This window comes from Halomonas sp. KM007 (assembly GCF_050709225.1).
Classification (GTDB): domain Bacteria; phylum Pseudomonadota; class Gammaproteobacteria; order Pseudomonadales; family Halomonadaceae; genus Vreelandella; species Vreelandella hamiltonii.
Genome location: NZ_CP136131.1, coordinates 1,669,361 through 1,694,189, shown reverse-complemented (window position 1 = coordinate 1,694,189; position 24,829 = coordinate 1,669,361). Strand labels below are relative to the sequence as shown.

Annotated in this window: 21 protein-coding genes and 1 pseudogene; 16 read left to right on the top strand and 6 right to left on the bottom strand. The window is 61.0% G+C overall.

From position 1 onward, the window contains the following. Positions 1 to 48: 48 nt before the first annotated feature. The 11 genes from cheY (at position 49) to RVM27_RS07860 (ending at position 12,167) form a co-directional block, all read left to right on the top strand. Positions 49 to 438: a chemotaxis response regulator CheY gene (cheY, locus tag RVM27_RS07910; RefSeq protein ID WP_016915725.1), complete on the top strand. Its 390-nt coding sequence runs from the start codon at positions 49 to 51 to the stop codon at positions 436 to 438. Between the two features lie 42 nt (positions 439 to 480). After that, positions 481 to 1,176: a protein phosphatase CheZ gene (gene cheZ / locus RVM27_RS07905; RefSeq protein ID WP_498939755.1), complete on the top strand. Its 696-nt coding sequence runs from the start codon at positions 481 to 483 to the stop codon at positions 1,174 to 1,176. 132 nt (positions 1,177 to 1,308) lie between these two features. Then, complete coding sequence (flhB, locus tag RVM27_RS07900) at positions 1,309 to 2,475, top strand: flagellar type III secretion system protein FlhB (protein ID WP_498957693.1); 1,167 nt, start codon at positions 1,309 to 1,311, stop codon at positions 2,473 to 2,475. After that, a complete protein-coding gene (gene flhA, locus RVM27_RS07895; protein ID WP_498957692.1) occupies positions 2,472 to 4,556 on the top strand; it encodes a flagellar biosynthesis protein FlhA in 2,085 nt (694 codons plus the stop codon). The genes flhB and flhA overlap by 4 nt, the downstream gene beginning before the upstream one ends. A 50-nt stretch (positions 4,557 to 4,606) precedes the next feature. Further along, entirely contained in the window at positions 4,607 to 6,781 is a 2,175-nt protein-coding gene (flhF, locus tag RVM27_RS07890) for a flagellar biosynthesis GTPase FlhF (protein WP_287808194.1), read from the top strand. Beyond that, positions 6,778 to 7,377, top strand: coding sequence for a hypothetical protein (locus tag RVM27_RS07885; protein ID WP_144984134.1), 600 nt, complete (start codon positions 6,778 to 6,780; stop codon positions 7,375 to 7,377). The genes flhF and RVM27_RS07885 overlap by 4 nt, the downstream gene beginning before the upstream one ends. A gap of 81 nt (positions 7,378 to 7,458) precedes the next feature. Continuing rightward, positions 7,459 to 7,872 (top strand): flagellar protein FlhE, encoded by a 414-nt coding sequence (locus tag RVM27_RS07880; RefSeq protein ID WP_227407420.1) that lies wholly within the window; start codon positions 7,459 to 7,461, stop codon positions 7,870 to 7,872. Positions 7,873 to 7,898: 26 nt separating this feature from the next. Continuing rightward, complete coding sequence (locus RVM27_RS07875) at positions 7,899 to 8,603, top strand: RNA polymerase sigma factor FliA (RefSeq protein WP_096921670.1); 705 nt, start codon at positions 7,899 to 7,901, stop codon at positions 8,601 to 8,603. Positions 8,604 to 8,642: 39 nt separating this feature from the next. After that, positions 8,643 to 9,458 carry a motility protein A gene (locus RVM27_RS07870; RefSeq protein WP_039180782.1) on the top strand — a complete coding sequence of 272 codons (816 nt, stop codon included), beginning with the start codon at positions 8,643 to 8,645 and terminating at the stop codon, positions 9,456 to 9,458. A gap of 4 nt (positions 9,459 to 9,462) precedes the next feature. Continuing rightward, complete coding sequence (locus RVM27_RS07865) at positions 9,463 to 10,134, top strand: OmpA/MotB family protein (protein ID WP_498957691.1); 672 nt, start codon at positions 9,463 to 9,465, stop codon at positions 10,132 to 10,134. A 23-nt stretch (positions 10,135 to 10,157) separates the two neighbouring features. Then, positions 10,158 to 12,167, top strand: coding sequence for a sensor domain-containing diguanylate cyclase (locus RVM27_RS07860; RefSeq protein ID WP_498957690.1), 2,010 nt, complete (start codon positions 10,158 to 10,160; stop codon positions 12,165 to 12,167). Here the strand turns inward: RVM27_RS07860 and RVM27_RS07855 are convergent. The 3 genes from RVM27_RS07855 to uvrA form a co-directional block, all read right to left on the bottom strand. Beyond that, entirely contained in the window at positions 12,164 to 12,724 is a 561-nt protein-coding gene (locus RVM27_RS07855; RefSeq protein ID WP_498957689.1) for an invasion associated locus B family protein, read from the bottom strand. The two genes, RVM27_RS07860 and RVM27_RS07855, sit on opposite strands and share 4 nt — an antisense overlap. A gap of 39 nt (positions 12,725 to 12,763) precedes the next feature. Next, on the bottom strand, positions 12,764 to 13,501 hold the full coding sequence (locus RVM27_RS07850; protein WP_039180770.1) for a Crp/Fnr family transcriptional regulator: 738 nt from the start codon (positions 13,499 to 13,501) through the stop codon (positions 12,764 to 12,766). Positions 13,502 to 13,630: 129 nt separating this feature from the next. Then, a complete protein-coding gene (gene uvrA / locus RVM27_RS07845; RefSeq protein ID WP_498957688.1) occupies positions 13,631 to 16,474 on the bottom strand; it encodes an excinuclease ABC subunit UvrA in 2,844 nt (947 codons plus the stop codon). A 184-nt stretch (positions 16,475 to 16,658) separates the two neighbouring features. Between uvrA and RVM27_RS07840 the strand changes: the two genes are divergently transcribed. Genes RVM27_RS07840 through RVM27_RS07825 form a run of 4 tightly spaced genes read left to right on the top strand, consistent with a single transcriptional unit; the run spans position 16,659 to position 20,356 of the window. After that, positions 16,659 to 18,038 (top strand): MFS transporter, encoded by a 1,380-nt coding sequence (locus RVM27_RS07840; RefSeq protein WP_498957687.1) that lies wholly within the window; start codon positions 16,659 to 16,661, stop codon positions 18,036 to 18,038. Between the two features lie 41 nt (positions 18,039 to 18,079). Beyond that, positions 18,080 to 18,679: a single-stranded DNA-binding protein gene (ssb, locus tag RVM27_RS07835; protein ID WP_039180763.1), complete on the top strand. Its 600-nt coding sequence runs from the start codon at positions 18,080 to 18,082 to the stop codon at positions 18,677 to 18,679. Positions 18,680 to 18,737: 58 nt separating this feature from the next. Then, positions 18,738 to 19,634, top strand: coding sequence for a sugar nucleotide-binding protein (locus RVM27_RS07830; protein WP_287808207.1), 897 nt, complete (start codon positions 18,738 to 18,740; stop codon positions 19,632 to 19,634). After that, entirely contained in the window at positions 19,631 to 20,356 is a 726-nt protein-coding gene (locus tag RVM27_RS07825; RefSeq protein WP_039180758.1) for a lysophospholipid acyltransferase family protein, read from the top strand. The genes RVM27_RS07830 and RVM27_RS07825 overlap by 4 nt, the downstream gene beginning before the upstream one ends. Before the next feature lie 89 nt (positions 20,357 to 20,445). Here RVM27_RS07825 and fabB read toward each other — a convergent pair whose 3' ends face one another. Next, positions 20,446 to 21,663: a beta-ketoacyl-ACP synthase I gene (gene fabB / locus RVM27_RS07820; RefSeq protein WP_039180755.1), complete on the bottom strand. Its 1,218-nt coding sequence runs from the start codon at positions 21,661 to 21,663 to the stop codon at positions 20,446 to 20,448. A 12-nt stretch (positions 21,664 to 21,675) separates the two neighbouring features. Then, positions 21,676 to 22,191, bottom strand: a complete 516-nt coding sequence (gene fabA / locus RVM27_RS07815) for a 3-hydroxyacyl-[acyl-carrier-protein] dehydratase FabA (protein ID WP_016915744.1) — start codon at positions 22,189 to 22,191, stop codon at positions 21,676 to 21,678. A gap of 277 nt (positions 22,192 to 22,468) precedes the next feature. Here fabA and RVM27_RS07810 point away from each other — a divergent pair, with 277 nt between their 5' ends. Next, a complete protein-coding gene (locus tag RVM27_RS07810) occupies positions 22,469 to 24,307 on the top strand; it encodes a putative bifunctional diguanylate cyclase/phosphodiesterase (protein ID WP_498957686.1) in 1,839 nt (612 codons plus the stop codon). Here RVM27_RS07810 and RVM27_RS07805 read toward each other — a convergent pair. Continuing rightward, a pseudogene (locus RVM27_RS07805) lies at positions 24,306 to 24,794 on the bottom strand (SAM-dependent methyltransferase); the annotation flags it as partial. The gene RVM27_RS07810 and the pseudogene RVM27_RS07805 sit on opposite strands and share 2 nt — an antisense overlap. Positions 24,795 to 24,829 lie beyond the last annotated feature (35 nt).

The window sequence follows — 24,829 nt, the reverse complement described above, 5'->3', positions numbered from 1 at the left end:
ACTGAAATACCAGTCCCCTGTAAATATTGTGATGTGAGAGGATGACCAATGGCCGATAAGAACATGAGCTTCCTGGTGGTAGATGATTTCCCCACGATGCGCCGCATTGTGCGTAGCCTACTGAAGGAGCTGGGCTTTACAAACGTGGACGAAGCGGAAGATGGCCAGGACGCGCTCAACAAGCTGCGGGCAGGCAATTTTGAATTTGTCGTCTCCGACTGGAACATGCCCAACCTCGATGGCCTGGAGATGCTCAAAGAGATCCGTCAGGATGAAGCGTTGAAAGACCTGCCGGTACTGATGGTGACGGCCGAAGCCAAAAAAGAGAACATCATCGCTGCCGCTCAAGCGGGTGCCAATGGTTACGTCGTCAAGCCGTTTACTGCGGCCACTCTGGAAGAGAAGCTGAATAAAATCTTCGAGAAGATGGGTAAATGACGCAGCCGGGCTTTGGTGCTCGGTCAACGAGGAGACAACATAATGAGTCAGAATGAGCAGGGCAGTTCTGCCCAACTCTCTGAAGAGGCTGCTGAAGACCTGATTGTTCGAATTGGCAAGCTCACCCGCATGCTGCGCGACAACATGCGCGAACTGGGGTTGGACAAGGAGATCGAGAAGGCTGCGGAGGCGATTCCTGACGCTCGTGACCGTCTGCACTACGTGGCCACCATGACCGAGCAGGCTGCAGACAAGGCGCTGAACGCCATTGATCGTGCTCAGCCGTTGCAGGATCAGCTCTCCGAGCGTGCCGAAGCCCTGGACAAGCGTTGGGCCGAGTGGTTCGAGGCACCCAAAGAGCTGGATGATGCCAAGTCGTTGGTCAAAGAGACGCGAACTTACCTGAGTGATGTGCCCGAGATCACCGCAGCGACCAATAAAGAGCTGCTGGATATCATGATGGCACAGGACTTCCAGGATCTGACGGGGCAGGTCATCAAGAAGATGATGGACGTGATCCGTGAGATCGAGCATCAGCTGGTGCAGGTGCTGATCGACAACGTCCAGGGTGCCGAAGCCCGTGAAACCATGCAGCGCAAGGCGAACGATCAGTGGAAAAACGAGAATGCGCGGCGCAATGAAGATCTGCTGAACGGTCCTCAAGTAAAAGAAAACGCGCCTGACATCGTGACCGGCCAGGATCAGGTAGACGACTTATTGGATGAATTAGGCTTTTAATGCTGGGTTATTGACACATTGTAAGTGGTCGCATCTGGCACAATAGCTACCTGCTCAGCCGTCCTTTGGGGCGGCTGAGTGCATAGTATGGTGTAGTTTGATTCATCGTCCCCTCGTCAGCCGGATGACCGCATGGCAGATAACGACAGCGATCAGGAAAAGACCGAAGAGGCGACGCCCCGACGACGGGACAAGGCCCGTGAAGAAGGGCAGGTGCCGCGGTCTCGAGAGCTGACGACTTTCATGATGTTGTTGGGAGGGGTGATTGGTCTCTGGAGCATGGGGCAGATGCTCTATGATCAGTTGGGTACCGTGATGGAACAGGCGTTTCTGTTCGAGCGTCGTCAGGCCATGGAAACCACCCCCATGCTGGTCAACGCGCTGGACCTGGGCCAGCGGACGCTCTTCGCGATGCTTCCCCTCTTTCTGCTGTTGACGGTGATTGCGTTGATGGCACCCGCGCTGCTGGGAGGTTGGTTGATTTCATCCAAATCACTGCAACCAAAATTCTCCAAGCTGAATCCTGTCAAAGGTATCAAGCGCCTGTTTTCGATGCAGTCGTTGAGCGAGCTTGCCAAGGCGATCGCCAAGTCCATTCTGGTGGGCAGCGTTGCGTTCAGCTTTTTATATTTTAATATTGGCAGATATCTGGGGCTGATGGATCAGCCGGTTCAGCAAGCCCTGGCCACGGCACTCAATATGGCGGCCCTGGCGGCCGGCCTGGTCGTGCTTTCCCTGATCGTGGTCATCCTGATCGATGTCCCCTTCCAGCTATGGAACAACGCCAAGCAGCTCAGGATGACCAAGGAAGAGGTCAAGCGAGAGCACAAGGACTCGGAAGGCGACCCCCACGTCAAAGGGCGCATTCGTCAACAGCAGCAGGCCATGGCGCGTGGGCGCATGATGAGCAAAGTGCCCGAAGCGGACGTGATCATCACCAACCCGACCCACTACGCCGTGGCCTTGAGGTATCAGGAAGGGAAAATGGGCGCGCCCAGGCTAGTGGCCAAGGGTGCCGATGCCGTGGCTGCCAAAATCCGTGAGATCGGCGCCGAGGCTGGCGTGCCGCGATTGGAGGCAGCGCCGCTGGCGCGTGCCCTGTATCATCATGTGGATCTGGAGGCGGAAGTGCCGGCCGAACTGTATACCGCAGTGGCCGAAGTCATGGCCTGGGCCTACCGTCTCAAGCACGTAGCACAACAAGGAGGCGAGGTGCCCCCCACCCCCGATAATCTGCCGGTCCCACCGGAAATGGATACGCCCGGCCGTCGTGCCGATGGCAATGAGGCGCAGCCATGAAAAGTTTGAGTCAGCTACTCAATCAGCGTAACTGGTCCAACGATGTCAGCATGAAACTGCTGGCCGGACCGCTGCTGATCCTGATGATCCTGGGCATGATGATCCTGCCCTTGCCACCGTTCGCGCTCGATCTGCTCTTCACCTTCAATATTGCCTTGGCCATCATGGTGCTGCTGGTCAGCATGTTTGCCGAGCGACCGCTGGATTTTGCCGCGTTTCCTGCCGTGCTGCTGTTCACCACGCTGCTGCGCCTTTCGCTCAACGTTGCCTCTACGCGCGTAGTGTTGATGGAAGGGCACCAGGGGGGCGATTCGGCAGGCAAGGTCATCGAAGCGTTTGGCACCTTCCTGGTGGGGGGCAATTTTGCCGTTGGCCTGGTGGTCTTCCTGATTCTCGTGATCATCAACTTCATGGTCATCACCAAAGGTGCGGGCCGTATTGCCGAAGTGGGGGCGCGCTTTGTGCTCGACGCCATGCCGGGCAAGCAGATGGCCATCGATGCGGACTTGAACGCAGGCCTGATTGGCGAAGACGAGGCCAAGAAACGTCGCGCGGAAGTGGCACAGGAAGCCGATTTTTACGGCTCCATGGATGGTGCCAGCAAGTTCGTGCGTGGCGATGCAGTGGCCGGTCTGGTCATCATGGTGGTCAACATCATCGGTGGACTGCTGATTGGCATGATGCAGCACGACATGGGCTTTGCCGATGCGGCGCGCACCTACACGCTGTTGACCATTGGGGACGGTCTGGTCGCCCAGATTCCTGCGCTGGTCATCTCCACGGCGGCGGGCGTGACCGTGTCTCGGGTGAATACCGAACAGGACGTTGGTCAGCAGATGATCAGCCAGCTGTTCGTGAACCCACAAGTCATGATTCTGGCGGCCATGGTGATGGGGCTATTGGGCCTTGTGCCAGGTATGCCCAACTTTGTATTTCTGCTGTTCACCAGCCTGTTGGCCGGTCTGGCCTGGTACCTGATTCGCCGCAAGAACCAGACGCTGGTCAATCAAGAGCTGACCGCTGCCCCGCCACCCATGCTGCAGGAGACCCCTGAGGCGAGCTGGGAGGATGTCCAGCTCGTCGATACGCTGGGACTCGAGGTTGGGCACCGCTTGATTCCCCTGGTGGACTCGCGCCAGAAAGGCGAGCTGCTGGGGCGCATCAAGAGCGTGCGCAAGAAATTCGCCCAGGAAGTGGGCTTTCTGCCGCCCGTGGTGCATATCCGCGACAACCTGGAGCTACCGCCGAATACCTATGTGCTTTCCATGAAAGGCGCCGAGATCGGGCGTGCCGAGGCACAGCCGGGCAAGTGGTTGGCCATTGACCCAGGCCAGGTATCGGGCGAGCTACAGGGCACGCCGACGCAGGATCCGGCCTTTGGCTTGCCAGCGGTCTGGATCGACGCCAATCAACGTGAACACGCACAGGTGTATGGTTATACGGTCGTGGATGCCAGCACGGTCATCGCTACCCACCTCAACCACCTGCTGCACCGCCACTCCCCCGAGATGCTGGGGCGCCAGGAAGTGCAGAAACTGCTCGACAAGCTGGGCGACGATCAAAAGTCACTGGTCGAAGAAGTGGTGCCCAAATCCATCTCGTTGACGGTGCTTCAGCGTATCTTGCAGAACCTGCTGGATGAGGATGTGTCGATTCGTGATATGCGCAGCGTGCTGGATACCCTGGCCGAACATGCAGGCCAGCAAAAGGATCCCAACGAGCTGACGGCGCTGGTACGGATTGCGCTGGGGCGTGCGATTACCCAGCAGTGGTTCGCTGGGCAAGAGACGCTGAATGTCATGGGTCTGGATGCGCAACTAGAGCAAGTGCTGCTTCAGGCCATGAATGGCAACGGCGCCATGGAGCCCGGACTCGCGGATACGCTCATGAATCAGGCGCAGCAAGCGTTGGAGCGTCATGAAGGCAGTGGTGAAGCCCCGGTGCTGGTGGTACAGCACTCGCTGCGTGCCGTGCTCTCGCGTTTTCTGCGCCGTCGCATGCGCCACCTGGTGGTCATGTCTCAGGCAGAAATTCCTGACGACCGCACGCTGCGTGTGACCACGCTGGTGGGTGGTCGCTGATGCCGCTCCTGATGGTTAGCCGTCTTTCGTACACAGGTAACAGGTGAATCATGAGCGTTAGACGTTTTGTCGGAGCCAACAGCCGCGATGTCATGCGCCAGGTGCGAGAAGTACTCGGCGATGACGCCCTGATCGTGGCCAATCGGCGCACCGAAGGGGGAGTCGAAATCCTCGCCATGGCAGACGATGCGGTCGATCAGTTCGATCCTGCCCCTAGCCCGGCCACGCAGCAGGAACCCGCTGCGCCGGTGTTTTCGTTGCCCCAACAGCCAGACCCGTTGGAAGTCATGAGCGAGCGCCTGCTGCGCGAAATGCAAGAGATGCGCGAGCTGCTGGCGCGACGGCAACCCGACCCTGCGCCAAGGGCGGACAGCGCGTCAGAGCACTTGCAGCAGGTGATGCTGCGCGTTGGCTTCAGCCATGAGCTGAGCCAGGAAGTGGTCGAGGCCTTGCCCGATGAGCTGGCATCGTTACCGGCTTCCAGCGACAGCTTGATGGCCTGGCTACGCGAACAGCTCATGGCGCGGTTGCGTGTACTGCGTCAGGAAGAGGCGTTTTTCGACCAGACCGGCATCGTGGCTCTGGTAGGCCCTACCGGGGTCGGCAAGACGACCACCACGGCCAAGCTGGCGGCGCGTTTTGTGATGCGCCATGGCACACGCCCGGTGGCGTTGGTGACTACCGACAGCTTCCGAATTGGTGCCCATGAGCAGCTGCGGATCTATGCGCGACTGCTGGATACCCCCATGTATGCGCTGGATGTCGAGCAACCCATTGACGAGCTGGTGGGACGGCTTCAGGGCAAGCAGTGGGTAGTCATCGATACCGTCGGCATGAGCCAGCGCGATCAGCGGGTGATCGAGCAGATTGCACACCTTCAGGGGGGGCAATCCACCGTGCGTCTGGTGCTGATGTTGAATGCCGCCAGTCAGCCCGAAACGCTGGAGGAGGTCGTGTTGCGCTATCGCCAGGCAGCCAGGGCGGCTGGGGCGACGCTGGACGACTGCATCATCACCAAGCAGGATGAAGCGGGGCGCTTGGCCCCGGCGTTGGATATCGTCATGCGCCATGGCATGCGTGTGCTGTTTGGCTCCCATGGCCAGCAGGTGCCGGAAGACATGTCCGTGGCCGACCCTCAGGCGCTGATCGCTCAGGCGTTGGGCGCACAGCCCCGCGCCGTGCACCAGACCGAACCCTCGGCGCCGCTCAGCTTGCCACGCTGGTCGCGGGATGTGCTGGGGCAAGGGCGCAGGCTCTCATCGGTGCTGGCTCGACTGCGCAAACGGGTGGATGACTTTTACCTGCTGGAAGCCGCCTGGGATATCGGCGCACTGCCTGGGGTCATTCAGGATCAGCGGCTGGATGAGCTGTTGTCCGGGGCAGATGCCAATAGCCGCGCCATGGGGCTGGCCTGGTCGCCACGCCGCCAAGGGCGTGGCTGTGACTGGACGATGCCGGATGTTCGGCTGGATGAGCAGGGCCGTTGGTTGGCCCTGACGCGGCTTCAGCACCGTCAGCCTGCCGGCTGGCAGCCGCGTCTGGAAGAGTGTGGAGAAGATATGGCAGTTCACCTGCTGCCCGCTCTGCCAGAACCCGACGTGCTCACCTGGCTGCACGACCAACGTTTGACCTGGGTCAGCGCGGTGCATGCCAGCCAGCGAGTAGACTATCAGGGCGAGCGCTACGCCCTGAAGAATCTGTTTCAAGAGAGTACGCTGACCCACAGCGTCACGGTGCGTTTTCGCGGCCAGCGCATGCAGCTGTGGAATGCCTATGTCGAGGTGCAGGCCGCCTCGGGTCACGCCCTGCTGACCTGGGTGGGCGACATCCGTGACCCTGAAAGTGACAAGCGCGTCGCGCGTCGCTATTGGTTGACACCCGCCCGGTTGGGTAGCGATGTACTGTCACTGCTGGTCACCCAGCTCGAAAGCGATGGGCTGGCCGCACTGACCAAGCGAGCGTGGCAACAGCTCAAGGAAAGCGACAGTGGCGAAGTGAGTCGTGAGCTGCGCCTGTTGATGGCCAGCGGTGCAGCGGCCGTGGCAGGCCACCTCGACCTGGCCGATGATGAACCAGGCCAGGCGCTGAGAACGGATCTGGTGCGGCTGTTGGGTAGCCAGCGCAAGCGCCGGGATACGGCCCTGCTGGACGCGCTGCTGCATGTGTTGATGGCCCGAGATGCCATTCGGCAACTGGGCAGTGTCAGCCTCGAGGATGTGCTATGAATGGCCAGGATCAGGCTGCCGGGCTGAGAAAATGGGCAGATTTGCAGCGCCAGCAGCGAGGCGAGCAACCTGACGAGCCTGCGGCCGACGCGCCGAGTGTCGATACTTCCACTTCAGACAAGGAAGTGGCGCAAACGAACGTTGGCGCGGACGCTTCGGAAACCGCTCCCAAGGAGGTCGCAAGTGCGGCAGCGAACGTAACGGCCCCCCGCCCGACACGCACACTGGTCATTGTGGGGTTGAGCTCAGCGGGTGCCGTGCACGTCGACAAGGTCAAAGGTCGCTTGGCGCAGTGGGCATCGCTGGGGCGCCAGTGGGCGGGCGATCCTCAGGAGTGGGACGTCAAGGTGGCAAGCCCCGAGGCAGGGTCGATGGCTGCCTTGGCGCATCACCCTCACTGGGCGCTATGGGTGAGCAGTGACGCCGAGGCCTTCGCGAGCATGTACCGTGCCCTACGCCAGATGCGTGAGCAAGGGGGGCCGCGCCGCCTGCTGGCCCTGCACGAGCCGCACCTCCCGCGTCAGGGCTTGCTGGACAACCTGCGTGATGCCGCTGCGCACTATTTGCAAATAGAGCTGTTGCTACTGGCTCGTTGATGACCCCATGACAAGGGACCGGCAATGCCTCTACAGACGATGTTGCTACGAACATTGATCAACACCGCAAAGTGGTCAACAGTGACATGGAGCGTGTTTCTCTCCAGCGCCGCGTGGGTGCTGGTGTTATCGCTGGTTGTGGGTGAATCGGCGCGGGCGGCGACAGGTAGCTGGAGCAGTCAAATGCCCGCGGTGATGGTGGCCATGAGCGATCGGGCGAGCAGCAGCCAGGCCATCAGGCCTCCGGCGGGCATACCGCTGGGCGACGCGACATTGGCGAGGGTGCAATGGCGTTTCGAGGCGCCTGCCCATGCGCCTGTCAACGCCTGGCTATGCCATCCTGCACAATGCGTGCCCCTGAGTGGCATGCGTGGCAGCACCATGGCACTGGCAGGTCTGGAAGCCAACGCGCCGCTTCATTTGCGCTTTGCGCTGTCGCCGGGGCAACGGCCCGTGCGCGTACAGGGGCTGCAGGTCATCGTGAATTATCAGTAAAGATCGTTTAGCCGTGAGGCAATAGGATGTATACAGCACAAGGCAGGATCAAGCAGAGTGAGCTGTTAACTCAATACATGCCACTGGTGAGACGTCAGGCCTTGACACTGCAGGTCAGGTTGCCCGCCAGTATCGAGCTGGATGATCTGATTCAAGCGGGCATGGTGGGCTTGCTGGAGGCACTGGGTCGCTTTGATGCCGCACAGGGCGCGACGTTTGCCACGTTCGCCAGCCAACGCATTCGGGGCGCCATGATGGATGAACTGCGCACTCGGGACTGGCTGCCGCGCAGCGTGCGCCGCTCTGCCCGCGCAGTCGATGAAACCGTACGCCGTTTGGAGCAGACGCTGGGCAGGCCCCCTGAAGAGGTGGAAATTGCCCGTGAGCTGGAGATGCCGCTGAGCGACTATCAACAGCTGCTCAACGACACCAATAGCGGGCAGCTACTGCCCTTCGAGGAACTGGTGGCCGATGGCGGTGAGCCAGCCGGGGACGAAGGCAGCGCCAATCGCCCTTTCGAACAACTGCTCGACGAGCAGCAGCGGCACACTCTGATCGAAGCGATCGAGGCGTTGCCCGAGCGTGAAAAACTGCTGATGGCCCTGTATTACCAGGAAGAGATGAACCTCAAAGAGGTGGGGGCGGTACTGGGCGTCACCGAATCGCGGGTATCGCAACTGCATAGCCAGGCCGTCAGCCGCCTTCGTGCCCGCTTGAGCGACCAAGATTGACCTTCTTATCCTCTCACGTTAACCGGCAAGGAGCCGTTGATGAACCCCTCTACGTTGATCGGCATATTTGCCAGCATGCTGTTGTTGATAAGCGTGCTGTTCTTTACCGCAGAGTCGCCAGAAAGCTTTATCAACTTGCCTGGTCTGGCCATCGTCATTACCGGTACCCTAGCGGCGACGTTCATCAGCTACCCCTTGAAGGAGGTACTGCGGGTAGTGCGCCTGGTAGGCCTGGTATTCCGCCGCGAGAACACCTATGTGCGCGATGATATCGGCGAGCTGGTGGCCATGTCGCGGTTATGGTTCAAGGGCGATGTCCGAGCGGTAGAGCGGGAGCTGGAGCATACGCGCAACCCGTTTCTGCGCACCGGTATTCAACTGGTGATTGCCAACACCAAGGAAGATGAAATTTTCGACATGCTGCGCTGGCGGATCGCAAGGCTGAAGGCGCGTGAGCATGCCGAAGCGCAGATTTTCCGCACCATGGCCACCTATGCGCCGGCCTTTGGCATGATTGGTACGCTGGTGGGGCTGGTCAACATGCTGGAAGTCATGGATGCGGGCGATCTGCAGGTGATCGGCCCACGTATGGCCGTGGCGCTGCTCACCACGTTTTACGGTATTCTGCTGGCCAATCTGGTCTTCAAGCCCATTGCCGTCAAACTGGAGCGGCGGACCGAAGAGCGCCTGATCACCATGAACATGGTGCTGGAAGGCATTTCTCTCATTACCAAGCGTCGCTTGCCGTCGTTCATCGAAGAGACGTTGAACTCGTTCGTGGCCAACTACCACGACGAAATCCGTGATGCGAGCGTCAAGCCGCGCCCAGGCGTCGATTCGGCGTTGAAAGGGTAGCGCCATGCTCAATCACGAGGCACGGTTTGCGCTGGAACTGCCAGCGGCAGCGGGCGAGAGCGACGAAGGGTGGCTGACCAGTTACCTGGACGTCTTGACGCTGCTGATTACCCTGTTCGTGCTCTTGCTGGCGCTGACGCCTCCTGGCGGTGGCGAAGGGAGGGAGAGCGATGCCATGGGGCCGGCCAGTGCCATCATGGCCATGCCGTTGGCCTCATTGGCCACCGGTATTCATCCACGTCACGACGGCGTGCAGTCGCAGATGGCGGGGCTGGATATTCCTGGGGTCAGTGTCTCGCAGGGTCGTGAGGGCATCACCCTGCGCATCGACGACAGCCTGTTGTTTTCCAGTGGTAGCGATGTGCTAACGCCTCAGGGCCTGATCGTGTTAGAAGGTCTCACGTCAGTACTCCAAACGTTCGAAGGCCAAATATCGGTGGAAGGGCATACCGATAACGTGCCCATTGCCACCCCGCGCTTTCCCTCTAACTGGGAGCTTTCCACGGGTCGCGCCATTGCCGTGGTGCGCCAGTTGGAGCGTCAGGGTATCGCCATTTCTCGTATGCGGGCGGTTGGCTATGCCGACACCCAACCCATGGAAAGTAACGCTACCTCGGAAGGGCGAGCTGCCAACCGACGCGTTGAACTGCTGCTCAAACAGCAGGTCGAGGGGTAAAGCACTATCTCGAGGCTATCTTCGTGTCGACGCATCATTCTCGACTGCAGTCCTTTGGCGCTGTCTTGGTACTGGATACCGACGTGCGGCAGGTTCAGGCCGTCAGCCGCAACCTGGCGGCATTACTGGGGTTACCCACCAACGAGCAGCCGCCCCCTACGCTGACGTCTCTGCTGGGCAAGCGGCTCAGCCAGCGGCTGCGCCATGAACTGCAAGGGCAGCCCCGCCTATCCGGCCCGCTCACTTTTCGCCGAGCCACCGTCGATACGCGCTTTCAACTCCAGGCCTATCGAACAGACCGACACGTCGTCGTCGAAATAGAGCCATTGCCCCCGATGGGCAAGCAGCGCCTGCTGGGAACGCTCAATGAGCGCCTGGTGCGCCTGGCCGAAGCCACGCACCAGGAGGAACTGCTGGACTACCTGGTCGGTGCCGTTCAGGAGTTGACCGGGCACGAGCGCGTCTCGGTGTGCCATTTCGACGGCGATTGGCATGGGCTCATCGTGGCCGAAAAGTGTACGGGGCGCTTGGCAGGGCTGCGCGGGCAACGGTTTCCGGCCAGCGATTTCCCACTGGCCTTGCGGCATGCCTACGAACGTCATCCGGTGCGCTTGATTCAAGACGTCACCGCCGACACCGAGCCCCTGGTGCCCGCAGACGTCACGGCCAACCTGCGCAACTGCTTCTTGCGTGCGCCGGCTGCCGAGCGGCGCGTCTATCTGCAGCGGCTGGGGGCACACAGTGCCTTCAGTGTGGCCATGCAAAGTGATGCTGGCCTGTGGGGGCTGCTGTTCTGTCATTCGGCCCATGCCCACCCCGTGGCGCCGCCCTTGCGCGATGCGGTGCGGACACTGGTGCAAATGGCGATGCAGCGGTTGTTGCTGCTGCGTGCTCGCCAGGAGGCACGTTACCTGCAGCGCGTGCAGGATAGCCTGGTGCTGTCGGTCTCTGCCCAGCAAGAACCCAAAAGCCCCCAGCAGATTCTTCACGAGCAGGCTGCGTCCTGGTGTGCGCTGTTCCGTGCTCAGGGGGTTGCCCTGTGGCTCAATGGCAGCGTGTGTTCTGCCGGTGTGGTGCCGCTCTCCACGGTGGTGTGCCAACTGGTGAAGCGTATCGACAGGGGGCATCGCCATGGGGGGCCGTGGTGTACCCGAGAGGTGGCGGTGGAGCCGCTGACAGCGTCACTCCACATGTCAGAGCAGTGTGGGATTCTGGCTGTGCCGCTCTCCATCAGCCCAGCACAGCGAGGCTGGCTGTTGTTCTTTCGGCCCGAGCAGGTGGAAACCCTCTATTGGGCCATGGGCCCTGTCTCGGCTGCCGTGGCCTCATCCACGCAGCCGACGCCCCCCTCGGCTGCGTGGAGTGAAGACGTGGTCGGCAAAAGCGAAGCATGGCAGCGTGTCGAACGCCTGGCGGCCATCGACTTGGGGGAAGATTTGACGCTGGCTATTTCTGCCTATGAGATCAGTACGCTCAACATGCACCTTGAGCAAGAGCGCAAGGCACTGGCCACAGCCAACCAGCGGCTCGAGCAGTTGGCCCACTTTGACCCATTGACTCAGGTCTGGAATCGCTATCGTATCGAGCAGGCCATCGATGCCGAATTAGTCGCGGCCAAGCGCTACGGCGCCGCATTCGCGTTGCTGCTGTTTGACGTGGATCACTTCAAGCAAATCAATGACGCTTATGGGCATGGCGTGGGGGATGACGTGCTGGTCTCGCTGGCTCGTCTGGTGGAAACGTCGCTGCGGGGCTGCGACCATCTTGGCCGCTGGGGCGGCGAAGAGTTCGTGGTGCTGGCGACACATTCCGATGAGGAAGCGGCCATGGGCCTGGCTGAGCGGCTGTGCAGCCTGGTGGCCACGCTGCATGTCAACGGGTTGGACCAGCCCATCACCGTCAGTATCGGCGTGGCGATATGGCAGCCGGGCGACAGCTGCAAGACGCTGATGTCGCGGGCCGATGTGGCCATGTACCGAGCCAAGCGCGGTGGTCGCAATCGTGTGGAAATCGCCGAGCAGCGAGCCGGTTAATCTTCTGTCGTGCTGTCCTCGCACAGCTGCTGCATGCGTGCGATGGCGCTGTCTGCACCGGCAAGGCTGAAGGTCATGTACCACGGCTCCTGCTCGTTTTGGTCGAAGCCCAGGAACAGCTGCTCACCGGTGCGCATCTGGGCCATCAGTGTGTCGAGATCGCTCAGGTAAAAGTGTGCGTAGAAGCCATCGTCGCCGCGCTCGGTGATGAACTCGGCCATGGTATCCACGATGGGCTGGTCATCGATGCGCAGCCGTGTGGGCACCAGATTGACGGCGCGGCTCTCGCCTTGCTGCTGTTCCAGCGTCACGCGCATTTCCAGCCAGGGGAGGTCGCATACCCCCTGGCTGGTATTGAGGCTCAGGGTGGCATCGGAGTAGCTGTGGGTCTCCACTGCGCGAAAATGGCGCTCTTCGCCCAGTGCCAGCGTCATGGACGACCAGTGCTGGTGAGGTTCGGCGTGCTCCACGTTGAACGTGGCTGCCAGGGCGAACGGGGCGTTGCCCAGCAGGCTCCCCCCCAGTACCGCCAGCAGTGTACGGGTGTTGATGGGCATAAACGGTATCATCGTCGTCGGTCTAAAAGGCAAGGTCGCTCAGGCTTCCAGCAGCGGCCTGACGTTGTCGGTCAGGTAGCAGTCGTCGAACTCTCCTTCGGTGGCCAGCGCTTCGAGATCCGGTATGGTGACATGGTGTCGGTCACGAAATACCAGGCCGTCTTCGCTGAGTGCGGTGAAGGTACGGCTGACATGAACCGGGCTCAAGCCCAGGATATCGGCCAACTGCTCTTGTGACAGCGGGAGGCGGAACTGCCCGCTGATATCGTCGTTGGTCTGGCGCAGGCGCAGATACATTTCATGTAGGAAATGGGCCATTTTCTTGCGCGCGCTGCGCCGTGCCAGGTTGACCAGCCGTTCGGTCAGCAGCGCTTGCTGTCGGCTGGCAATGGCAAACATCACCGACGTGAGCGACAGTGACTCGCGAAAGACCTCCAGCATACGCTTGTGGGGAAAGTGACAGATCACGCCGTCACTGATCATGCGGACGTTTTCAAGGCGCTGGGAAAAAGCAAACTCCCGCAGACCGATGATGTCGCCGGGCAGAAAAACTTCCAGGATCTGGCGGTCGCCGTTTTCGAGGTGGCGGTAGGAGTAGGCCCAGCCGCTGCGCAGCGTGCAAAACTCATTGGCCGGTGCCCCCATCTCCCATAGTACCGTGCCCGCCTTGATGGACGTGGGGCTCTCTTCCAACGAGGCCAGCAGCTCTTTCTCGTCATCGGTGAGCGAGCAGTAGTGGCTAAAGTGGCGGATAATACAGCTTTTGTCCTGTTCCACAGCGTGTGTCTCCTCGCAGAAAACAACCATTGTTAAGCAGTCTCGCTGCTTACTATAAGCAGTCAGGGCCGTCTTTTCCTGAACTTTTTGGCCGCTGCTCCAACGCTTGAGCAGCGGCCCATGAGACGCCTAGCGAGTGGCGCGGTTGCCACGCTCGAGTAACGGCGCCAGGAAGCGGCCCGTATGCGATACCGTCTGTTTGGCCAACTGCTCCGGCGTGCCTTCGGCGATGATCTGCCCACCCCCAGAACCGCCTTCCGGCCCCAGGTCGATCAACCAGTCGGCCGTCTTGATGACATCCAGGTTATGCTCGATCACCACGATGGTATTGCCGTGGTCGCGCAGTCGGTGCAGCACCGTCAGCAGCTGGCGGATATCCTCGAAGTGCAGGCCGGTGGTGGGTTCATCCAGAATGTAGAGGGTTTTGCCGGTGTCGCGCTTGGCCAGCTCTCGCGCCAGCTTGACCCGCTGAGCTTCGCCCCCGGAAAGCGTCGTGGCACTCTGCCCCAAACGGATGTAGGACAGCCCCACATCCATGAGCGTTTGCAAGCGCCGGGCGATGGCGGGCACGGGGCTGAAGAAGGCCAGCGCATCTTCCACCGTCATCTCCAATACCTCGTGGATGGTCTTGCCCTTGTAGTGGATATCCAGGGTTTCGCGATTGTAGCGCTTGCCCTTGCACACGTCACAAGGGACGTAGATATCCGGCAGAAAGTGCATCTCCACCTTGATCATGCCTTCGCCCTGGCAAGCTTCGCAGCGACCGCCCTTGACGTTGAAGCTGAAGCGCCCGGGTTTGTAGCCTCGGGAGCGAGCCTCCTGGGTACCGGCGAACAGCTCACGAATAGGCGTGAAAATGCCGGTATAGGTGGCCGGGTTGGAGCGCGGGGTGCGGCCGATCGGGCTCTGGTCGATGTCGATGACCTTGTCGAGCTGGTCCAGGCCTTCCACCTTCTCGTAGGGAGCCGGTGTCAGGGTGGTGGCCCGGTTGAGTTCACGGGCGGCAATCGGCATCAGCGTGCCGTTGATCAGCGTCGACTTGCCGGAGCCGGAGACGCCCGTCACGGCAATGAACAGCCCCAGTGGCAGGCTGAGGGTGACATTTTGCAGGTTGTTGCCCGTGGCACCGCGCACCACCAGTTGCTTCTCGGGATTGCCCGGGATCCGGTAAGGCGGGACGGCAATTTCGCGGCTGCCGGAGAGATACTGGCCGGTCAGCGAATTCGGGTTGTCCATCACCTGCTGCGGCGTGCCCTGGGCGACGATCTCGCCCCCATGGACACCTGCACCGGGGCCGATGTCCAGCACGTGGTCCGCCGCGCGGATGGCATCTTCGTCGTGCTCGACGACGATCACGGTGTTGCCCAGGTCGCGCAATCGCTCCAGCGTCTTGAGCAGACGGTCGTTGTCCCGCTGGTGCAGCCCGATGGAGGGTTCGTCCAGAATGTACATGACGCCCACCAGGCCAGCACCGATCTGGCTAGCCAGGCGGATACGCTGTGCCTCACCCCCGGAGAGCGTGTCGGCGCTGCGTTCGAGGTTCAGGTAATCAAGCCCCACGTTGACCAGAAATTCCAGGCGAGCATGGATCTCGTTGACGATCTTGTCGGCAATTTCTCCCTTGCGCCCGGGAAGCGCCAGCGCGCCAAAGTAGCGCCACGCCTCGCCAATCGGCAGGTGGACGATATCCGCGATGTTTCGGTCATCGACATACACATGGCGAGACTCCTTGCGGAGCCGCGAGCCGTGGCAGGCGGTGCAGGGCTGAACCGCAATGTACTTGGCCAGGTCGTCGCGCACCATGCTGGACTCGGTTTCCCGGTAGCGGCGCTGCATGTTGGGCAGCACCCCTTCAAAGGCATGCTCACGGGTGACTTTCCGGCCACGGTCTCCCACGTAAACGAAGGGGACCAGCTCGCCACCACTGCCGTTGAGGATGATGTCCCGCTCGTGGCGGGCCAGCTCCTGCCACGGCGTTTCCAGCTCGAAGCGGTAATGCTTGGCCAGCGCCTGTAGCTGGGTAAAGTAATAAATGTTGCGCCGGTCCCAGCCCTTGATCACGCCTTCCGCCAGGGAAAGCTCGGGGTGGCTGATCAGTTTCTCCGGGTCGAAGTACTGCTGTATGCCCAGGCCGTCGCAGGTCGGGCACGCCCCTGCCGGGTTGTTGAACGAAAACATCCGCGGCTCCAACTCGGAGAGCGAATAGCCGCAAACGGGGCAGGCAAAGCGGGACGAGAAGACTAGATCGTCCTGCTCGCTGTCCATGAAATGCACCATGGCGGTGCCGTCGGCCAGGTTCAGGGCCGTCTCGAAGGATTCCGCCAGGCGCTGGGCGATATCGTCACGTACCTTGAAACGGTCCACGACCACGCTGATATCGTGCTTCTTGCGCTTGTCCAGCGGCGCTATGTCGTCCAACTCCAGCACCTGGCCATCAATCTGGACGCGCACGAACCCCTGCGCGCGCAGCTCGGACAGCAGCTGTAAATGCTCCCCCTTGCGGCCTTTGACGACCGGCGCCAGCAGCATCAAGCGGGTGCCTTCCGCCAGGTTCATGACCTGATCGACCATCTGGGAGATCGTCTGGGCTTCCAGGTCCTCGCCATGCTCTGGGCAGCGAGGGGTGCCGGCACGGGCAAACAGTAGGCGCAGGTAGTCGTAAATCTCGGTAATCGTGCCAACCGTCGACCGAGGGTTGTGAGAGGTGGATTTTTGCTCGATGGAGATGGCCGGAGAGAGCCCTTCGATGTGATCCACATCGGGCTTTTCCATCATTGATAGAAACTGGCGCGCATAGGTGGAGAGCGATTCCACATAGCGCCGCTGGCCCTCGGCGTAGAGCGTATCGAACGCTAGGGACGACTTGCCGGAGCCTGACAGGCCGGTAATCACGATCAGCTTGTCGCGGGGCAGCTCCACATCGATCTGCTTGAGGTTGTGGGTGCGGGCACCCCTGACCAGAATGCTGTCCATCAACACCTCGAATCGCGTGGCAAAAGCGTAATTATACGGTTGCGGCACCCCTTCCGGCAAAACTGTCTCGCTTCGCTGCAGCGTGGCGGGCATTTCATGCTTGGCGTTTCCAGCGTGCCGACAAAGCGCTAGAATGGGCGGTTATTTCAGGCCGTTCGGCCCACTCATCGTACACAAGGGTTCTATGCGCAAGGTTTCTGCACTGCTGCTGGCTGCCGAGCGCCGAGCCATCAGCGGCTTGGCCGGTCTCTATGCATCACGCATGCTGGGACTCTTCATGGTACTGCCGGTGCTGGCCCTTTATGCCGACACCCTGGAAGGGGCGACGCCGCTTCTGGTTGGCCTGGCGCTCGGTGTGTATGGCCTGACTCAGGCGGTTCTGCAGATTCCGTTCGGGTTGCTGTCGGATCGGATCGGTCGGAAACGCGTGATCGCCATTGGCCTGCTGATCTTTGCCGCAGGCAGTATCGTGGCCGCCATGGCGGACACCATTGGTGGCGTGATCGTCGGGCGAGCGCTGCAGGGGAGTGGTGCCATTGCGGCGGCGATCATGGCGCTGCTGGCCGACCAGACCCGTGAGCAGGTGCGTACCGCTGCCATGGCCACCATCGGCCTCTCCATCGGTGTGTCCTTTGCCATTGCCATGGTGCTGGGGCCCTGGTTGGCATCATGGGGAGGACTGTCGAGCCTGTTCTGGTTCACGGCACTGCTCACCCTGGTGGGCCTGCTGGTGCTGTGGCGCTGGGTGCCGCCAGCTCCCCGGCGTTTGCGACATCGCGATGTCGGGCTGGATCGCCAGCAATTCAAACGCGTCATTACCCGCCCAGACCTGTGGCGCCTGGACGTGTCGATCTTTGCCCTGCATCTGGTCCTCATGGCCATTTTTGTGGCCGTGCCGTTCAGGTTGCTGAACGCTGGAGTGGCGGTGGAGTACCATGGGCTGGCCTATCTGGCCATCATGGGACTGTCGTTTGTCGCCATGGTGCCGCTGGTGATCGTGGCCGAGAAACGCCAACGCATGAAGCTGATGTGTCTGCTGGCCATTGGTGCCATCGTGCTCAGCTTGGCGGCGCTTGGTCTACCGCTCTCCCAGGGGCAGGGGCTGTTTGTATGGCTGCTGGTGTTTTTTACCGGCTTCAATTTGCTGGAGGCCACCCTGCCGTCCATGCTGAGTAAACTGGCGCCAGCCGGGGCAAAAGGCACCGCCATGGGCGTCTACTCCACCAGCCAGTTTCTGGGTGCGTTTCTAGGCGGTACTCTGGGCGGTTGGCTGGCGCACACCTGGGGGCTTGACGCGGTGTTCATCGGCTGCGCGGCGCTGGCGCTTGGCTGGTGGCTGGCCATGTGCGGCATGCCGTCACCGCCGCCGCTCTCCAGTGAGGTGGTGGCGCTGCATGATACCCAGCCCGATGCCATGGACCTGCTCATGGAGCACCTTGCCGATGTGGCCGGTGTCGAAGACGTCATGGTCGTGCCGGAAGAGCGCCTGGTGTATTTGAAAGTGAATCGCAAAGAGCTTGATCAGGCGGCACTCGCCCGATTGATTCCGCCACCGCGGTCCTGATCAATGAGAGACCATCACCGTATACGACAAGGAGCGACCTTATGGCGCGCGGTATTAACAAAGTCATTTTAATTGGTAATTTGGGCCAGGATCCGGAAGTGCGCTTCACTCCGTCCGGTACTGCAGTGGCCAACCTGAATCTGGCCACCTCGGACACCTGGATGGATCGCCAGAGCGGTCAGCGTCAGGAACGTACCGAATGGCATCGCGTGGTGCTGTTCAACAAAACGGCGGAAATTGCGCAGCAGTACCTGAAAAAAGGCTCCAAAGTCTATATCGAAGGTCGCCTGCAGACGCGCAAATGGCAGGATCAGAACGGTCAGGAACGCTACAGCACTGAAATCGTCGCCAACGACATGCAGATGCTGGATGGCCGCAGTGGTGACTACCAGGGGGGAGGTGCTCCGCAAGGTGGCTATGCCCAGCAAGCGCCAGCCCAGTCTGCGCCGCCGCAACAGCATTACCAGCAGCCGCCTCAGCAGGCACCTCAGCAGGGTGGCTACGCTCCGCAACAGAATGCCGCGCCTCAGCGTGGCGGCGCGGCGCCTCAGCAGCAGCCTCCCGCGCATCAGCAAAACAGCAGCTACGGCGCTCCGGATCCGGGTAACTTCGACGACTTTGACGACGAAATTCCGTTCTGATCGTCATGCCCCGCGGGGTGCTGCCGCGATGCTATCGGGTTGAGAAAGAGGGTCTGTCTTGAAGCTGCTAATACTGAACGCAGGGCACTGCTTGAGCCTGGCGCTGGCCCGTGAGGCGAGTCGGCGCACGGACACCGAGCTGGTGATTGAACAGGGCTTGAGTGTTTCTCCGGATCAGCTCGCGGCCATCGCGCCCGATGCGGTGATCATTCCACCGCTGTCGCATCCGTTAAGCATGACGCCAGCGGATGTCTATGCCCATGCGGATGCGGTGGACCAGTGTGTCGATGCCTGCCAGGTGGCAGGCATCGCGCTGGTCTGGTGTGTGTCCGACCAGCTCTACGAAGAGGGGTTCGAGATCCCGATCGACGAACATGTCGTGCCCGCCCCACGCGATGAGTGCTTGCGTCGCCTGGTGCAGACTGGTGACCGTATCCGCGCGGAGTATCACCGCCACCTGATCGTGCGGCTAGGGCCGCTGTTCGCCCTGGAAGGCAGCCATGCCTGGCTCAATGAAGTGATCGACAGCTTTTTGGCAGGCCAGCCCGTGCGTGCGGCAGAGGACGTGATTTTTTGTCCTACCTCGGCTGATGCCGTAGCCATGGCGCTGGTGGGGATGCTCCAGCAGCAAGCCTGCGGGGCCGATGCCTGGGGGGCGTATCACCTGGCGGGCACCGAGCCGGTCAGCGCTTTCACGTTTGCTTCCATGGTGCGTACCCAGTTGGCCACCCATCTCGAAGGGCGTGGCGAGGAGGTCGCATTGGGTGAGGTGCAAGCGTTGAACCACCATCACGATGCCAAGCTGCGGCGGGTACTGAACTGCCGCCGTGTCCTGGACGTTTTTGGGGTGCACCAGAAGCCCTGGCGATTGGAAGTCGGGCGAATGCTGGATGCCTGGTGCCTGACGCGCACCCAGCCGGAGGACGCAGGATCAGGAACAGGAGAGTCCGCTTGATGAATGTGGTACGCAGCCTGGTGTTCTATCTGGGCTATTTTTCAGCCATGCTGCTGATTGGTGTGCTGTTCTTGCCCGTGGCGCCGTTTCTTCCCCTGGCGGCGCGCTATCGTCTGTTGAACCTCTACAACTACTTCCTGATGGTCTGGTTTCGGCTGGCCTGTGGCGTACGGTACGATATTCAAGGGCGTGACCATATTCCCGCGGGGCCCTGCGTCATTCAGGCCAACCATCAGTGTGAGTGGGAAACGCTGTTCCTGCAGGTCATGAAGCCGCCGGTCTGCACCGTGCTCAAACGAGAGCTGCTGCGCATTCCCGTATTTGGCTGGGGGCTGCGTTTGCTGCGTCCCATCAGCCTGGATCGCTCCAAGCCGGCACGGGCCATGAAGCAGGTGCTGACGCAGGGGGTGGAGCGTTTGAACAGTGGGCTCTCAGTGCTGATCTTTCCGGAAGGGACCCGTGTCGACCCAGGCGTTCGCAAGCGCTACAACAAAAGCGGTAGCGTGGTGGCCTGTCGTGCCGGTGTGCCGGTGCTGCCGGTAGCGCACAATGCCGGTGAGCGTTGGCCGGGGCGGCAGTGGGTCAAGCGTCCGGGTGTCCTGCGTGTGCGCATTGGTCCGCCCATCGAGACCGCAGGGCGTACCCCGGATGAAGTATTGGCCGATGTGGAAGCCTGGATCGAGGGCCAGCTGAGTGAGATCTCCGAGGTGCCCAGGCCCTGAACGCCGGTGCCCTGCCAACCGGGGCACACACGCTGCACCAACACAAACGGCGCCCTTGGGCGCCGTTTGTGTTGGTCGTCGAGACCGTCTCAGCCGTTATAGCGCTGGAATACCAGGCAGGCGTTGGTGCCGCCAAAGCCAAAGCTGTTGGACAGCACGCGGTCGATGGTGGCGTCATCGCGACGCTGGGTCACGATATCGAAGCCATCGGCTTGCTCGTCCAGGTGCTCGACATTGGCAGAGGCCGCCACGAAGCGGTGCTGCATCATGAGCAGCGAGTAGATGGCCTCTTGCACGCCGGTGGCGCCCAGCGAATGACCCGTCAGCGACTTGGTAGAGCTCATGGCGGGTGTCGTGTCGCCAAAGACGCTGCGAATCGCTTTCAATTCGGCAACATCACCAACGGGAGTCGATGTACCGTGGGTGTTGATGTAGTCGATGCTGCCATCGACGGTCGCCATGGCCTGACGCATGCAGCGCATGGCGCCTTCGCCAGAAGGGGCGACCATGTCATGGCCATCGGAGGTGGCGCCGTAGCCGACCAGCTCGCCATAGATCTTGGCGCCGCGTGCCTTGGCATGCTCCAGCTCTTCAAGGACCAGCATGCCGCCGCCACCCGCGATGACGAAGCCATCACGTGCTTGATCATAGGGGCGAGAGGCGTGCTCGGGGGTGTCGTTATAGTGCGTCGACAAGGCGCCCATGGCATCGAAGAGGCACGACAAGGTCCAGTGTTCCTCTTCACCGCCGCCTGCAAACACGACGTCCTGCTTGCCTAGCTGAATCTGCTCCATGGCGCTGCCGATACAGTGAGCCGAGGTGGCGCAAGCAGAGGAGATGGAGTAGTTGATGCCCTTGATCTTGAACGGCGTGGCCAGACACGCCGAGACCGTGCTGCCCATGGTACGGGTGACCCGGTAAGGACCGACGCGACGCAGGCCTTTTTCGCGCATGACGTCGGCGGCTTCTACCTGGTTGGCGCTGGAGGCACCGCCCGAGCCTGCGATGAGGCCGGTTCGCTCGTTGGAAACCTGCGCTTCGGTCAGGCCTGAATCTTCGATGGCTTGTGCCATGGAGACATAGGCATAGGCCGCTGCATCACCCATGAAGCGGCGCAGCTTGCGGTCGATCAATGCGTCCAGGTCGATATCGACGCTGCCTGCCACGTGGCTTCTGAAACCGCGCTCGGCGTACTCTTCCTTGAACCGAATACCGCTACGCCCGCTCTTGAGCGCGTCCAGGACCTGTTGCTGGTCGTTGCCCAGGCAGGACACGATGCCAAGGCCGGTGACTACCACTCGTCGCATGGGAGCCTCCTGTTAAAAATTCGCAGTGGAGGTGAATAGGCCAACGCGCAGGTCATTAGCCTGGTAGATGTCGCGCCCGTCAACGGATACGGTGCCATCGGCAATACCCAGAATGAGCCGACGGGTAATGATGCGCTTCACGTTGATCCGGTACGTTACCTTTTTCGCATCGGGCAGAATCTGGCCGCTGAACTTGACGTCGCCACAGCCCAGGGCGCGGCCTCGGCCAGGGTGGCCCAGCCAGCCAAGGTAGAAGCCGACCAGCTGCCACATGGCATCCAGACCCAGGCAGCCGGGCATGACCGGATCGCCCGGGAAGTGGCAATCAAAGAACCACAGGTCAGGCGTGATATCCAGCTCGGCGATCAATTCGCCCTTGCCGTGCTCACCCCCCTCTTCATGGATATGAATGATGCGGTCAAGCATCAGCATGTTAGGGGCAGGCAATTGGGCGTTGCCAGGGCCAAACAGCTCGCCGCGTGAGCAGGCCAGCAGTTCTTCGCGATCAAAGGAATGTTGCTTGGTCACTGAATCGTTCCGAAAGTCAAAAATGGTGGTTGCGCCTAGTCTACTGCCCGCAACCGCTGAATGCACGCTGCAGGCGTCTTATCCTGTGTTTTAAGGCGCATCGTGACCGCCAATGGCTACCATGGTCGAGTACGGCGGAGGCACCCTAATGCGCGAAATTGCCTAATCAACGGATGATTCACGTAATATGATCTATCCAGGGGTGGGGTAAGGCGGCATGATGTCATCCATACCGTTGCCGACGTAGTGACTGCTGAATAGGACAACAAGAAACGCCATGTGGCTGCCTATCTCGATGAATCGTCCTTTGGTCTGGGTGGCGCTGACTGCGCTGCCTGCCTGTGTCTGGATTCCAGATGCCGCGCTGCGCATGGTCGCGGTCAGCCTGGTCTCGCTGGGCTTGTGGGATGCCTGGAATCAGGTGCGTCAGCAGCGCCTTCGTTTGCGTCTTTCCCTGGATGCCATGGGATTGGCGGGAGACGCGATCGTGATTAGCGATGTCCAGAATCGCGTGTTGATGGTCAATCCCGCCTTTACCGACATTACTGGCTACGAAAGCCATGAAATGGTCGGTCGCAAGCTGGAAACCCTCGCCGCACCGCGCCACGACAAAGCCTTCTATCAGAATTTCTGGAGTACGCTGAAGGCTACCGGGCGTTGGGAAGGCGAGATGTGGAACCGCCGCAAGCATGGCGACGAGTACCCCGAATGGCTGAAGGTGCGTGCCGTCACCGACCGTCGCGGCAATATCACCCATTTCATCAGTCTGTTTACCGATATTTCGGAGCAGAAGGCCCGCGAGCGCGACCTGCGCCGCATCGGTTATGAAGATCCCCTGACCGGACTGCCCAATCGCCGCCGCCTGCATGACCTGATGGCCTCTCGCTTGCGTCACCTGCGTGCGGGAGAGAGCCTGGATATTGCGCTGATCGATATAGACGGCTTGAAATCGGTCAACGACAGCCTGGGCGTAGAGCAGGGGGACCGCCTGCTGGCACGCTTTGCGCAGCGTTTGACCAGTTACATGGCCGGCAGTGTCGTGGGTCGGCTGGGTGGCGATGAGTTCATGGTCATTCGCACCACCACCTTCGATGACCATGACAAGTGGGTCATGACCTTGCGCGACCATATGGGTCGCCCGTTTGAAATCAACGACCAGTCGCTGCGACTGGGGCTCACCATCGGTAGCTGCCGGGCACCCGAAGATGGCCGTGATTCCGGCGTACTGTTCCAGCGTCTGGAGTCCGCGCTGTATAGCGCCAAACGGCTGGGGCGTAACCATAGCCAGCGTTTCCGACCGGCGCTCGACAAGCAGGACAACCCTCAACTGGCGTTGGTGAGTGACCTGCGCGCGGCGCTGATCTCGGGAGACCAGCTGGAACTGCACTACCAGACCCAGCATCATCCCGGTACCGGCGAGCTGATGGGCATGGAAGCGCTGCTGCGTTGGCGCCACCCGCAAGACGGCATGATTTCACCAGGAGACTTCATTCCGCTGGCCGAGCGCCACGGCCTGATGGCCGAGCTGGGCAGTTGGGTCATCGAGAAAGCCTGCGCGCAGCAGGCCCATTGGCAGAACAGCGGCATGCCCAAGGTCACGGTGTGGATCAATATTTCGGCGTTGCAGCTGTTTCAGGGCGACCTGGAAACGCAGCTGGCAACCTGTCTGGAGCGTTATAAGCTGAAGCCTTCCCAGATCGGCCTGGAGCTGACCGAGTCGGTGCTGCTCGACGAGCGGGCCGGTGACATGGGACCGCGTTTGCAGACGCTACGCGACCAAGGGTATGCGATTGCCATCGATGATTTCGGCACGGGCTATTCGTCGCTGGGTTACCTGAAGCGGCTGCCGGTAGACAAGATCAAACTGGATCGTGCCTTCATTCGCGAGCTGCCGCATGATCAGGCCGATGCCGCCATCGTCACGGCAGTCCTGGCCATGGCGGCGGGGATGAAGCTCGAAGTCGTCGCCGAAGGCGTCGAAACGCAAGAGCAGTGCCAGTTCCTGATCAAGGCGGGCTGCACCTTGGTGCAAGGGTTCTATTTTGCCAAACCACTCTCTGCCGCTGAGCTGGAGCAGCGCTGGGTACCGCTGCCTTTGGCGGAAGGGGCCAACTGATCATCTCCACGGAAATCAGCCGATCAAGGCGCCCCGTCAGTTCGCGGTAGTCCTGCTTCAGCAGGGTGATACGGTCTTCCAGCCCCTCTTCCTGGATGCGGCGGGCCGTATAGGCATGCTGCTCTTCGGAGATGGTGGTGGTGACTCGGCAGCCGCGTGTCTTGGCGGCATGGATCGCCAGCCCGCCCCAGCCAGTGCCGATTTCCAGCAGATGGTGCTCTGGCTGCACGTCCAGCTTTTCGAGCATCAGGTCGAGCTTGTAGGTAGAGGCCTCTTCCAGGCTGGCTTCCGGGTAGGGGGAGGCGGCACTGGAGTACATCCAGTGGCGTTGGTCCAGAAAAGTGGCAAACAGGTCATTGCCAATATCGTAATGCGCGGCAATGTTGCGTTTGGAGCCGGTCACGCTATTGCGCTGGAAGCGATAGGCCAGGCCCAGCACCCAGCGGGTAAAGCGTGCGCAGCCATTTTCCATCTTGCCGTTGACCTGCATGGGCATGGGGAAGTCGTTGCGATCCGAGAGAG

Coding starts and splice junctions, on each gene's coding strand:
- RVM27_RS07855 (WP_498957689.1), bottom strand. CDS start 12,724: ATGCCCATCAACACCCGTACACTGCTGGCGGTACTGGGGGGGAGCCTG.
- RVM27_RS07840 (WP_498957687.1), top strand. CDS start 16,659: ATGCGCAAGGTTTCTGCACTGCTGCTGGCTGCCGAGCGCCGAGCCATC.
- flhB (WP_498957693.1), top strand. CDS start 1,309: ATGGCAGATAACGACAGCGATCAGGAAAAGACCGAAGAGGCGACGCCC.
- RVM27_RS07885 (WP_144984134.1), top strand. CDS start 6,778: ATGAATGGCCAGGATCAGGCTGCCGGGCTGAGAAAATGGGCAGATTTG.
- RVM27_RS07865 (WP_498957691.1), top strand. CDS start 9,463: ATGCTCAATCACGAGGCACGGTTTGCGCTGGAACTGCCAGCGGCAGCG.
- RVM27_RS07875 (WP_096921670.1), top strand. CDS start 7,899: ATGTATACAGCACAAGGCAGGATCAAGCAGAGTGAGCTGTTAACTCAA.
- RVM27_RS07870 (WP_039180782.1), top strand. CDS start 8,643: ATGAACCCCTCTACGTTGATCGGCATATTTGCCAGCATGCTGTTGTTG.
- flhF (WP_287808194.1), top strand. CDS start 4,607: ATGAGCGTTAGACGTTTTGTCGGAGCCAACAGCCGCGATGTCATGCGC.
- cheZ (WP_498939755.1), top strand. CDS start 481: ATGAGTCAGAATGAGCAGGGCAGTTCTGCCCAACTCTCTGAAGAGGCT.
- RVM27_RS07810 (WP_498957686.1), top strand. CDS start 22,469: ATGTGGCTGCCTATCTCGATGAATCGTCCTTTGGTCTGGGTGGCGCTG.
- cheY (WP_016915725.1), top strand. CDS start 49: ATGGCCGATAAGAACATGAGCTTCCTGGTGGTAGATGATTTCCCCACG.
- ssb (WP_039180763.1), top strand. CDS start 18,080: ATGGCGCGCGGTATTAACAAAGTCATTTTAATTGGTAATTTGGGCCAG.
- flhA (WP_498957692.1), top strand. CDS start 2,472: ATGAAAAGTTTGAGTCAGCTACTCAATCAGCGTAACTGGTCCAACGAT.
- uvrA (WP_498957688.1), bottom strand. CDS start 16,474: ATGGACAGCATTCTGGTCAGGGGTGCCCGCACCCACAACCTCAAGCAG.
- fabB (WP_039180755.1), bottom strand. CDS start 21,663: ATGCGACGAGTGGTAGTCACCGGCCTTGGCATCGTGTCCTGCCTGGGC.